Annotated in this window: 13 protein-coding genes and 1 pseudogene; 5 read left to right on the top strand and 9 right to left on the bottom strand. The window is 55.2% G+C overall.

From position 1 onward, the window contains the following. From M0974_RS19170 to galU, 3 genes are all read right to left on the bottom strand, one after another. On the bottom strand, window positions 1-677 hold a 677-nt coding region (locus M0974_RS19170; RefSeq protein ID WP_297840234.1), incomplete at its 3' end, for a GAF domain-containing protein. 86 nt (window positions 678-763) lie between these two features. After that, a complete protein-coding gene (gene gorA, locus M0974_RS19165) occupies window positions 764-2,122 on the bottom strand; it encodes a glutathione-disulfide reductase (protein ID WP_297840231.1) in 1,359 nt (452 codons plus the stop codon). A gap of 122 nt (window positions 2,123-2,244) precedes the next feature. Further along, a complete protein-coding gene (galU, locus tag M0974_RS19160; RefSeq protein ID WP_297840238.1) occupies window positions 2,245-3,084 on the bottom strand; it encodes a UTP--glucose-1-phosphate uridylyltransferase GalU in 840 nt (279 codons plus the stop codon). A 295-nt stretch (window positions 3,085-3,379) separates the two neighbouring features. Between galU and M0974_RS19155 the strand changes: the two genes are divergently transcribed. Together M0974_RS19155 and M0974_RS19150 are read left to right on the top strand one after the other, a co-directional pair. Continuing rightward, window positions 3,380-3,571: a hypothetical protein gene (locus M0974_RS19155; protein WP_297840228.1), complete on the top strand. Its 192-nt coding sequence runs from the start codon at window positions 3,380-3,382 to the stop codon at window positions 3,569-3,571. A gap of 104 nt (window positions 3,572-3,675) precedes the next feature. Beyond that, window positions 3,676-3,957, top strand: coding sequence for a hypothetical protein (locus M0974_RS19150; RefSeq protein ID WP_297840225.1), 282 nt, complete (start codon window positions 3,676-3,678; stop codon window positions 3,955-3,957). 95 nt (window positions 3,958-4,052) lie between these two features. Here the strand turns inward: M0974_RS19150 and M0974_RS19145 are convergent, their stop codons facing one another. Further along, a complete protein-coding gene (locus M0974_RS19145) occupies window positions 4,053-4,283 on the bottom strand; it encodes a hypothetical protein (RefSeq protein WP_297840222.1) in 231 nt (76 codons plus the stop codon). Window positions 4,284-4,330: 47 nt separating this feature from the next. Continuing rightward, window positions 4,331-4,684 carry a hypothetical protein gene (locus tag M0974_RS19140; RefSeq protein WP_297840219.1) on the bottom strand — a complete coding sequence of 118 codons (354 nt, stop codon included), beginning with the start codon at window positions 4,682-4,684 and terminating at the stop codon, window positions 4,331-4,333. Window positions 4,685-4,848: 164 nt separating this feature from the next. Between M0974_RS19140 and M0974_RS19135 the strand changes: the two genes are divergently transcribed. From M0974_RS19135 to alkB, 3 genes are all read left to right on the top strand, one after another. Then, a complete protein-coding gene (locus M0974_RS19135) occupies window positions 4,849-5,154 on the top strand; it encodes a DUF1883 domain-containing protein (RefSeq protein WP_297840217.1) in 306 nt (101 codons plus the stop codon). Between the two features lie 66 nt (window positions 5,155-5,220). Continuing rightward, window positions 5,221-5,400, top strand: a complete 180-nt coding sequence (locus tag M0974_RS19130; RefSeq protein WP_297840215.1) for a hypothetical protein — start codon at window positions 5,221-5,223, stop codon at window positions 5,398-5,400. A 92-nt stretch (window positions 5,401-5,492) separates the two neighbouring features. Next, window positions 5,493-6,173 carry a DNA oxidative demethylase AlkB gene (alkB, locus tag M0974_RS19125; protein WP_297840213.1) on the top strand — a complete coding sequence of 227 codons (681 nt, stop codon included), beginning with the start codon at window positions 5,493-5,495 and terminating at the stop codon, window positions 6,171-6,173. A 5-nt stretch (window positions 6,174-6,178) separates the two neighbouring features. Here alkB and M0974_RS19120 read toward each other — a convergent pair whose 3' ends face one another. The 4 genes and pseudogenes from M0974_RS19120 to M0974_RS19105 all read right to left on the bottom strand — a co-directional run. After that, window positions 6,179-8,002 carry a glycoside hydrolase family 15 protein gene (locus M0974_RS19120; RefSeq protein WP_297840211.1) on the bottom strand — a complete coding sequence of 608 codons (1,824 nt, stop codon included), beginning with the start codon at window positions 8,000-8,002 and terminating at the stop codon, window positions 6,179-6,181. 92 nt (window positions 8,003-8,094) lie between these two features. Further along, complete coding sequence (locus M0974_RS19115) at window positions 8,095-8,922, bottom strand: HAD family hydrolase (protein WP_297840209.1); 828 nt, start codon at window positions 8,920-8,922, stop codon at window positions 8,095-8,097. Beyond that, a complete protein-coding gene (zwf, locus tag M0974_RS19110) occupies window positions 8,919-10,448 on the bottom strand; it encodes a glucose-6-phosphate dehydrogenase (RefSeq protein ID WP_297840207.1) in 1,530 nt (509 codons plus the stop codon). The genes M0974_RS19115 and zwf overlap by 4 nt, the downstream gene beginning before the upstream one ends. Continuing rightward, window positions 10,448-10,623: pseudogene (locus M0974_RS19105) on the bottom strand (6-phosphogluconate dehydrogenase (decarboxylating)); the annotation flags it as partial. The pseudogene M0974_RS19105 and the gene zwf, both read right to left, overlap by 1 nt.

The raw sequence follows: 10,623 nt of genomic DNA, 5'->3' as shown, positions 1-10,623 counted from the left end.
TCGTAACGACCATGACCAATGCGCTGGATTTCAAGCATTGCGCCCAAGCTCTCGCCAAGATTGAATACCACGTCTTCAGCACGAACCACGTCGTGCAGACGGTCACTGAGCTGAAGCAAAAAGGCCTGGCGTGCCTGTTGCCGCACGTGCCGAATCTCACTCTCACGCTGGACGGCCACTGCCCTGCGTAGCTCCAACTGACTGACCACCTGCCGTGCCAGCGTCGCCAAGGCCGCAATCTGACGCTTGGACAAATGCCGTGGGCGCACATCGAGTACGCAAATGGCGCCTAGCGGCCCTCCGGCGGACTCCAACAAAGCACTGGCGTAAAAACGTAAATAGGCGCCCCCAGCAACTTGCGGATGCTTGGCAAAACGCGGGTCACCCCGCAAATCGTCAACGATCATTCCGCCTGGCTGGTGGATCGAATGCGCGCACAAGGAAAGTTCAAGCGGTTGATCGGGCTCCGACAGGCCGAACTGCGCCATGGACCATTGTCGATCAGCGTCAATCAGATTGATTTGTGCCATGGGGGCATCGCACAGCTGTGCCGCAAGACTGGCAAGCTCTTCGAACGCTAGCTCTGGGGGAGTATCCAGGATGTCCAACCGCGCAAGAGCGGCAAGCCGATCCGACTCGAGCCAAAGCGGTGTCGACCAGACATTATACTTATTCAAGAGTTTAGTCCGCGTCCTGAAACCGTCTTCTGAGCACTTGAGCGCCATCCTGACGCTCAAATGGTGCCGACTGTCCTGCTGAAAACTCAGCTGCCGACAGGTGTACGCATCGTGACGAACTCTTCTGCAGCAGTCGGATGCACGCCGATCGTGTCATCGAAAATCTGCTTGGTAACGCCGGCTTTCAGTGCGATCGCCAGACCCTGAATGATTTCGCCTGCCTCTGGCCCAACCATGTGGCAACCGAGAACCCGATCAGTGCTGGCATCGACCACCAGTTTCATCAGCGTGCGCTCTTGATCACCAGTAAGCGATAGCTTCATTGGGCGGAAGCGGCTTTCAAACACCACCACTTTATGGCCGGCTTTTTTAGCCTCATCTTCAGTCAGCCCCACGGTACCAATATTAGGCAGGCTAAAAACTGCGGTCGGTATATGCCTATAGTCCACTGGACGGTACTGCTCAGGCTTGAACAGCCGCCGGGCAAGAGCGGTCCCTTCCGCCAAGGCCACTGGCGTCAGCTGCAAGCCACCGATGATGTCGCCAAGGGCCAGAATCGAGGGTTCGCTGGTTTGAAACAGCTCATCGACTTCGATGAAACCGTCCTTGGTCAATTTCACATCAACGTTCTCGAGACCAAGATTATCCAGCATAGGCCGGCGGCCAGTGGCATAAAACACACAGTCCGTCGTCAGCAGACCGCCGTCTTTTAGGGAAACACGCAAGCTGCCATCGTCATTTTTATCAATGCGTTCAATGTCTGCATTGAACTGCAGGTCGATGCCATGCTTGATCAATTCTTCTTTCAAATGAACCCGAACCGAGTCATCAAATCCACGCAGGAACAGTTCACCACGATACAGCTGGGTTACTTCTGCACCCAAGCCGTTAAAGATCGAGGCAAATTCCACAGCGATGTAACCGCCGCCAACCACCACGATACGTTTGGGCAATTTATTGAGAAAAAACGCATCCTGGGACGTGATCGCCAGGTCGCTGCCGGGAAACGCCGGCACCTGCGGCCAACCGCCGGTAGCAATCAGAATGTGCTCGGCGCTATAGGTCTGACCGTTGACCTCGACCCGATGCTGATCGACCAGTTTGGCGTGCCCTTCGTGCAGGGTGACACCACTGTTGCCCAGCAGGCCGCGATAAATATCGTTGAGGCGGTGAATTTCGCGATCTTTGTTGCTGATCAGGGTTGACCAGTCAAACTTGGCCTCACCGGTGGACCAGCCGTAACTTTTGGCCTGCTCGAAGTCTTCGGAGAAATGTGCCCCGTACACCAGGAATTTTTTCGGCACGCAACCAACGTTAACGCAGGTGCCACCCAGGTAGCGGCTTTCAGCAATCGCTACCCGCCCACCGTAGCTGGCAGCAAAACGTGCAGCACGTACACCGCCAGAACCGGCGCCAATTACAAAGAGGTCGAAGTCGTAAGCCATTATGGTCTCCAGAGCAGGTGCACAGCATAACCGCTTCGGCAGGTTCGGTCAGCGCCGACAACCACGAAACGACAAAGCCACCCCCGAGGGTGGCTTTGTCTTACACGCATACAGGCAATGACTTAATAAGCTTTGCCAGTTTTGTAGAAGTTCTCGAAGCAGAAGTTGGTCGCGTCGATGTAGCCTTCAGCACCACCGCAATCGAAACGCTGGCCTTTGAATTTATAGGCAAGAACGTTGCCTTCTTCGGCCATTTTCATCAGCGCATCGGTGATCTGAATCTCGCCGCCTTTGCCGGGCGGGGTGTCTTCAATCATTTTGAAGATATCCGGCGTCAGGATGTAACGACCGATAATTGCCAGGTTAGAAGGTGCATCTTCCGGCTTCGGCTTTTCTACCATGTGGCTGACACGGTAAAGGCCTGGGTGAATTTCTTCCCCAGCGATAACACCGTATTTCTGCGTTTCGTCGGCCGGCACTTCCTGGATGGCGACGATGCAGCAACGGTATTTGTTGTACAGCTTGACCATTTGGGTCAGAACGCCGTCACCTTCGAGGTTAACGCAAAGGTCATCGGCCAGGACCACGGCGAAGGGTTCGTCACCGATCAATGGGCGCCCACTGAGGATCGCATGCCCAAGGCCTTTCATTTCTGTTTGGCGGGTGTAGGAGAAGCTGCACTCATCAAGAATACGGCGGATACCCACCAAGTACTTCTCTTTGTCGGTGCCCTTGATCTGATGCTCAAGCTCGTAGCTGATGTCGAAGTGGTCTTCCAGCGCGCGTTTGCCGCGACCGGTAACGATAGATATTTCCTTCAGACCCGCATCAAGTGCTTCTTCTACGCCGTACTGGATCAGTGGCTTGTTGACCACCGGCAGCATTTCTTTGGGCATGGCTTTGGTCGCTGGCAAAAAGCGAGTGCCGTAACCGGCTGCTGGGAACAAGCATTTCTTGATCACATTCTGGCTCATATAATTCCCTAATAAAAAAGGCTGTGGCTGTTTGCGGCGCAGTCTAATCAGGCGAAGGGCACCTTACAATGCCCTAACTGGCCGTCGTTATGCCTTGATAGAGGGATTTACGTAAGGATAGTTCCATGGAACACGATAAAGCACGCGACGCCCCCCCGGCGGTTATCGAGCCTAACGGCTAGGGCTAGTCTAGCTGAGCGCCCCGGCCCGCGTGGGAATAATGTGCAGCCGACGACCATGCGTTCTATCATGGGCCACTTGAATCACTTAACGAGATGCATCGATGTCTGAAGCCAAAAGCGTAAACGGGTACTTGATCAACAAATTGAAAGATGGGCTGTGGTGGGTATCGGATGCCAGCGCAGAGGCCATTGCAGGTCCGTTCACCACCGAGGCCGCAGCCATTGAGGTCGCTGCCGTCTTGCAAGACCAACCAAAAGCCCACGCTCGTCGCCGCTCCGGTCCCAAGCCCTGATTATCACCGGGTAGCTACTGCGCAACTATTACGTCATCAGCCGGTCGAATTTTAGTCTTGAAACACCACGCCCCTCTTCAGCCCTGACTGCGAAGCATGAACACATGAACAAACTTTTACTGGTTATAGCGGTATTAGGGCTCACCGGCTGTGCAACGGCCTCCAACACCGTTCTGAATAACGGCAAGCAGGGCGTAAGCATCGACTGCTCAGGCGAAGCCATGTCATGGGACAGCTGTTATCAGAAGGCGGATGCCTCCTGCCCAAGCAAAGGCTACAACATCGTTGCCACCAACGGCACACCACAGCCTAGCGAAAGCGAAAAGACCCTCGGGGTCGATGTCGGCAACTACAAAAGTCGCAGCCTTGTGGTGATGTGTAAGTAAGCTTCGAGCTGCAAGCGGTAAGCTGCAAGCGGTAAGCTTCAAGCGACAAGGCGCTGGCTTCTAGCTTGAAGCTTGAAGCTTGAAACTCAGATCTTTTAGAGATGAATCTCGGCAAACTTGATCCCCAATCCACGGACGATGACAACAAGCTCGTCCAACTGGCTGAAAGACTCGACCTCGTCGCCGTCATCCACCAGGAAGAAACTTCTGCCTGCACTCTTCTTGAAAAAAACGATCCATTCCCCTGCAACGGCTGGATTCTGGATGATGTGTGTGGCCGAAATATGACCTTCGGCGTGGCGTTGCTTAACCTGTTCGCGCTTCATTACCGCTCCATCAATCGAACTGCATGTTTACCGGATTGGTACGAGTATCAACCGGAAATGCACGCCGTAGCGGCGTTCTGAATGTCTTTTGGCCGGATCGGCACATTGGACAGGTGCTCATAAAGCTTGATGGAACTACCGTTGTTGCCGCGGCTTTCAATCACCACCACGGCGGCGGGATCTTTATTAAGGTTCTGCGAGATGATCATGCGCAAACCATCATGATGAGGCTCGACCACAGGTGGTTTACGGCTTCCGGCAAGTTTATTGGTCAGGCAGTCGGCATAGCCCTGTGGGCTTTTGCCAGAAATCACACTCAACGTCGGCGGGGTATGCTCGATGTCGGCAACGGTCGCGCATCCAGTCATCGCAAGTGCCAAAACAACAACAGCTAATTTCATACAATCACTCCACTAAAAAACCTACGACAGGCTTGTGACCGAATAGATCCCTATTTAGGTACCTTTATCGGTTATAAACGCAATAAAACCACTCGCGACGAATAAATGGCGTCGCGCCCATGCTATCGTTTTGATTTTGCAGAAAAAGCCTTTTCGGAGACACCATGAAATTTGTACATCAGCGCGAACACCTCAACGAGGACGATCTCGTCGTCATTGAATGTTCCCAGCTCTGCAACATCCGTTTGATGAACGACGCGAATTTTCGCAGCTTCAAGAACGGCGGCCGCCACACCTATCACGGCGGAGCGTTTGACCGTTTTCCGGCAAAAATCGCTGCGCCCAGCACCGGTTTTTGGAACATCACCATCGATACCTCTGGTCGCAAGGCCGACACCGGTGGGGGTCGCAAGGCTGCGTTCACTCACACCATCAAAATCGTTCGTCGCTCGGCAACACGGTTGAGCTGATACGTTTATGGCTTTCTGATTTTTTGTATCTGAAGCTAAAACCCTGCATCTGAGAAGGAGCCGCTTGTGAGTACCCCTACCGCAACCACCAAATACGCGATCAGCTACAAGCTCAATGGCGAACGTCGCTTTGAATTTGCACAGCTGCAATCGGCTTCACCGGAAGAAGCCACCGCAACCCTTGAGAAAATGCACAGCGGCAGTGACGATAAAATCACCGACGTAAAAGTCAGCAAAGCGCTCTAAATCGCTACTGGCCCGGATTCGACCACAAGTGCCCGGTGTTTACCACCGCGAAGTCGGCGTCGCGCGTAAACACCGTTCCTGGAGGGCATTAAATGCTTAGGCGTATGGGTTCAGAACCCACCACCCTGGACATGTTCGCCGAGGACGCAGCACAAGAACCGCGCACCGAGAAAATCGGTCCACGCTCATTTGTGTTGCGAGGTTTTGCGCTACCGCTGATCGAGCAGGTGCTGCCCGCATTGCAACAGGTGCTTGAGCAATCCCCTTTCAGGCACATGACGACCCCCGGCGGATTTACCATGTCCGTGGCACTGAGCAATTGTGGCAGTGTTGGCTGGGTTACTGACCGCACTGGCTATAGATACACCCGGATCGATCCTGAAACCGGTGCGCCATGGCCAACACTGCCTGATGTATTCCTGAAGCTCGCGAAAAACGCAGCCGCAGAAGGCGGCTTCCCTGGTTTCATGCCCGACGCTTGCCTGGTCAATCGCTATGTACCGGGAGCGAAAATGTCTTTGCATCAAGACAAAAACGAGTACGGCTATGAGTGGCCAGTGGTCTCGGTATCACTTGGGATTCCCGCAACCTTCCTGTTTGGCGGCTTGGAACGCAGCGACAAAACCCAACGTGTTTCGCTGTTCCACGGCGACGTGGTGGTCTGGGGCGGTGAAGACCGGCTGCGCTATCACGGCGTGCTGCCACTCAAGCACGCTGAACACCCATTGCTGGGCGAGCAGCGCATCAACTTTACCTTTCGCAAAGCCCAATAACGGGCTTAGCTCGCTAACGTTTCGCGATGACCGCTGGCTCTCGCCACAGCCGGGCAGGCCGCTCGGTGCAGGTTCAGTGCGGTGTTGATGATGCCGATGTGGCTGAACGCCTGTGGGAAGTTGCCTAGCATGCGCTTCTGCCACGGGTCATATTGCTCAGCAAGCAGACCGACGTCATTGCACAATCCACATAAGCGCTCGAACAAATTCTGCGCATCGGCCCAGCGCCCCAGTAGCACGTAAACGTCAGCCAGCCAGAATGAACACACGAGGAACGTTCCCTCATGACCCGAGACCCCGTCCACCGTACGGTCGGCGTCATAGCGCAGCAATAAACCCTCTTGCATCAGGGCTTTCTCGATGGCCGCGACTGTGCCTACAACCCGAGGATCCACGGCCGGTAAAAAACCGGTCAACGCAATCTGCAGCAAACTTGCATCCAGCGATTTGGAACCGTAGGTCTGCACGAAACTGCCTAACTGCGTATCGAAGCCGTTAAGGCACACATCCGCATGGATTTCGTCGGCGATGGCTCGGTAATGGAAAGCCAGGGCCCGGTCCTCATCGGTTTCGGCGGACTGCTCGGCAAAGTGCGCATTGCGGTCAAAAGCAACCCAGGCCATGACTTTCGAATGAGTAAAGTGCTGCGGCTCAGAGCGAATTTCCCAGATGCCTTTATCCGGCAAATGCCAGACCTTCTCCAAAAACGGCATGATCACTTTGATGATCGCCGCACTGCGCGGCGGCCGTGGCAGGCCGCCCTTTGCAGCCTGGGTCATGGCATCGGCAACTTCGCCGAAAACATCCAACTGCAGCTGTGTCGCTGCCGCATTACCAATGCGCACCGGTTTAGAGTTTTCATAACCACTGAACCAAGGTAGTTCGTACTCTGGCAATCGCCGCTCGCCACCGATGCCGTACATGATCTGGATCTGTTCCGGGCTGCCCGCCACCGAGCGCAACAACCAGCCACGCCATGCTTCGGCCTCCTCGTAATACCCCAGGTTCATGAACGCCAACAGCGTCATGGTTGCGTCACGCAACCAGCAATACCGGTAATCCCAGTTACGCTCACCACCCAATCGCTCCGGCAGCGACGTGGTCACGGCCGCGACGATGCCGCCCGTGGGCTCGTAAGTCAGTGCTTTAAGGGTAATCAGCGAACGTTTGACGTGGGCAGACCACTGCCCTACATCCGGACAGCGATCTGAGAATTTCAACCAGAAATGTTCGGTTTTCTTCAGGGCCAATTCGCCGTCAATCCCGGAATGCACCGGATGATTCGACGCCTGATAGCTGAGGACGAACACTTTACGCTGGCCGGTTTCGACCAGAAAATGACTGCCAGTGTGATGATCCAGCGCGTGCAACTCAACCGGCGTATGCAAAATAAGCATCTCCGGCCCAGCTACCGCAGTCAGGGTGTGCTCATCTCTCATCTCGACCCATGGCACGCTGCTGCCGTAATCGAAACGAATGGCCAAATCCATATCGAACTCGACGCAACCCTCCAGGCCAACCACGATGCGCACCACACTGCTGGATGTCTCGGTGGGCATGAAGTCAATCAGCATGGCGCGACCGGTCTCGGTCTCGAAAACCGTTTCAAGGATCAACGTGCCTTCGCGGTAACGCCTTTCGGTCAGTGTAACGGGATCAGTCGGGCTAATTTTCCAGCGACCGTTGTCACTATCACCCAGCAGCGCCGCAAAGCAGGCGGCAGAATCGAATCGCGGAAAACACAGCCAATCCAGTGAACCGTCCTTGGCGACCAGCGCGGCAGTCTTGCAGTTGCCGAGCAATGCGTAGTCTTCAATCAGTGCAGCCATGGGCAGGTATCCGAAAATGTCAGTAAACGATTTCCGAACAGGCCCCACTCCAGGAGGCCCGCAGGGTAACTATGTGTGCAGTCGCCGGGGTGTTAGCCACGCAGACCCGGCAGAATGTAGCGCTTGATCGCCGTCGCGACACCGTCCTCCAGATTGCTGCCGGTGACATGATCTGCCTCGCTGCGGACACGCTCTTCACCCTGCCCCATGGCAATTGACAAGCCCGCCACACGGAACATCGCCACGTCATTACTGCCATCACCAATAGCGGCGGTATGTGCGAGCGGAATGCCGAGGAATTCGGCCAGGACTGTCAGGGCACTACCTTTGTTAGCCGCTACCGCGTTGACGTCCAGATAGTACAACTGCGACCGGGATGCCAGCGCCAACCCGACAATCTGCGGATTGAGCTGTGCTTCAAGGTCTTTCAGCAGTTGGTGGTCAGCGCTGGCGGCGACGATCTTGTCGATACGATCCAGATAGGGGTCGAAATTGCCGACTAGCACTGGATCGTAGCCAAGGGTCTTGCGCTCATGGTCGACATACGCGCCGTTCAGGTCACGCAACAACCACTGATCATCGGCAAAGACCCAGACCGAACAATCCTTACCGGTGAACATGGCCAAGGCATCCTCGGCCGCCGCTCGGGGAATCCGGTGGGCGGACAACACGCTGCCGTCGGGATGGGTAATCAAACCGCCATTGAACGCCACCGTCGGCAGATCAATGCCAAGGGCTTCAATCTGGTGCAGCATTGCACGTGGCGGGCGACTGCTGGCCAAGGTGAAACGAATACCCGCATCGCGTAATTGACCGATAGCGTCAATATTGGCTTGGCTCAAGCTATGGTCAGGACGTAACAACGTGCCATCGATGTCGGACAACAAAAACTGGATGAGAGGCTGCGCTGGGCCACTCATTTGATGCTGCGCCATTCGCGACCGTCGCGCTGCAACAACTCATCGGCGGTGGCCGGGCCATCTTCGCCAGCTTTATACGGGTCGACTTTGGCGTGTTTGGCCCATGCATCCAAAAACGGTTGTACGGCGCGCCAGCCATTTTCAATGTTGTCTGCGCGCTGAAACAACGTCTGGTCACCGGTCAAACAATCGTAGATCAAGGTCTCGTAGCCCGTGGACGGCTGCATCTCGAAGAAGTCCTTGTAGGCGAAGCCCAGCTCAATGTTTTCCATGTCCAAGGTCGGGCCCGGGCGCTTAGCCTGTAGATCGAACCACATCCCTTCGTTTGGCTGAATCTGAATCTTCAGGTAGTTGGGCTTGAGCTGATCAACTTCAGTGTCGCGAAACTGCGCGTAAGGGGCAGGTTTGAAGCAAATAGCAATTTCCGTGTCGCGGGTGCTCATACGCTTGCCGGTGCGCAGATAAAACGGCACCCCGACCCAGCGCCAATTGTCGATCATCACTTTCAGTGCGACATAGGTTTCGGTGGTGCTGTCCGGCGCCACATTGGGCTCTTCCAAATAACCAGCGACACTTTTGTCGCCGATCGTGCTTTCAGCGTATTGGCCGCGTACCGAGTTCGCCAAGGCCTCTTCCTCGGTCCACGGGCGAATAGCACCGATGACCTTGGCCTTCTCGCCACGCACGGCATCGGCACCAAAAGCAGCTGGCGGCTCCATGGCAACCATCGCCAGCAGTTGGAACAAGTGATTTGGCACCATGTCACGCAACGCGCCGGTATGCTCGTAAAAGCTGCCGCGGGTTTCAACGCCTACGGTTTCTGCCGCGGTGATTTGAATGTGGTCAATGTAGTGATTATTCCAGAACGCCTCGAACAAACCGTTGGAAAAACGGCTGACCAAAATGTTCTGGACCGTTTCTTTACCCAAATAATGGTCAATCCGGTAGATCTGTTTTTCCGCCATCACCTTGAGCAGGCAGGCGTTAAGGCCCACCGCGCTAGGCAAATCGGAACCAAAAGGTTTTTCAATGACGACACGACGGAAGTAATCGTCGGTTTCCACTAGCAGGCCCGATGACCCCAAACGCTTGGCGACTTCGCTGAAAAAGCGTGGCGCCGTAGCAAGGTAAAACACGGCGTTGCCGGTGCCGGTGGCCTTTATTTTTTCGCCGATATCGCTATAGGTTGAATCGTCGAGAAAGTCACCCTGAACATAACTGATGCGGCTGGCGAGCTGCCCCCACAATTCTGGGTCCAGTGGCTCAGCGCCACCCTCTGCCACTTTGCTTGCAGCTTCCTGGCGGATGAAATCCTCGAGCTTTTTCGCGAAATCTGCATCGCTAATGGCGTTATGGTCCACACCCACAATGTGTATGCCGTTGCCGAGTAAGCCGTCACGGCTCAGGTTATACAGTGCCGGCATCAGCAACCGCTTAACCAAATCGCCGTGGGCCCCGAATAGAAACAAAGTGGTCGATGGCGCGACCTTGGGTTCTTGCTTGGATTTCGTACGCGACAGACCCATTATTTTGGTTCCTCTTTATGACCGCCGAAGCCAAAGCGCATGGCCGACAGCATTTTGTCGCCGTAGGTGCTTTCCTGACGTGAGCGGAAACGCGCAAACAATGCGCTGGACAGCACCGGCACCGGCACCGACTGTTCCATGGCTGCATCAATCGTCCAACGGCCTTCACCGCTGT

Source organism: Pseudomonas sp., from assembly GCF_026224925.1.
GTDB lineage: Bacteria > Pseudomonadota > Gammaproteobacteria > Pseudomonadales > Pseudomonadaceae > Aquipseudomonas.
This window is presented reverse-complemented; position numbering and strand designations above follow the sequence as displayed.

Bases quoted from the DNA above. Each gene is read 5' to 3' on its own strand.
- gorA (WP_297840231.1), bottom strand. From the start codon at position 2,122: ATGGCTTACGACTTCGACCTCTTTGTAATTGGCGCCGGTTCTGGCGGT.
- alkB (WP_297840213.1), top strand. From the start codon at position 5,493: ATGCTTAGGCGTATGGGTTCAGAACCCACCACCCTGGACATGTTCGCC.
- M0974_RS19135 (WP_297840217.1), top strand. From the start codon at position 4,849: ATGAAATTTGTACATCAGCGCGAACACCTCAACGAGGACGATCTCGTC.
- M0974_RS19150 (WP_297840225.1), top strand. From the start codon at position 3,676: ATGAACAAACTTTTACTGGTTATAGCGGTATTAGGGCTCACCGGCTGT.
- M0974_RS19115 (WP_297840209.1), bottom strand. From the start codon at position 8,922: ATGAGTGGCCCAGCGCAGCCTCTCATCCAGTTTTTGTTGTCCGACATC.
- zwf (WP_297840207.1), bottom strand. From the start codon at position 10,448: ATGGGTCTGTCGCGTACGAAATCCAAGCAAGAACCCAAGGTCGCGCCA.
- M0974_RS19145 (WP_297840222.1), bottom strand. From the start codon at position 4,283: ATGAAGCGCGAACAGGTTAAGCAACGCCACGCCGAAGGTCATATTTCG.
- M0974_RS19120 (WP_297840211.1), bottom strand. From the start codon at position 8,002: ATGGCTGCACTGATTGAAGACTACGCATTGCTCGGCAACTGCAAGACT.
- M0974_RS19140 (WP_297840219.1), bottom strand. From the start codon at position 4,684: ATGAAATTAGCTGTTGTTGTTTTGGCACTTGCGATGACTGGATGCGCG.
- M0974_RS19155 (WP_297840228.1), top strand. From the start codon at position 3,380: ATGTCTGAAGCCAAAAGCGTAAACGGGTACTTGATCAACAAATTGAAA.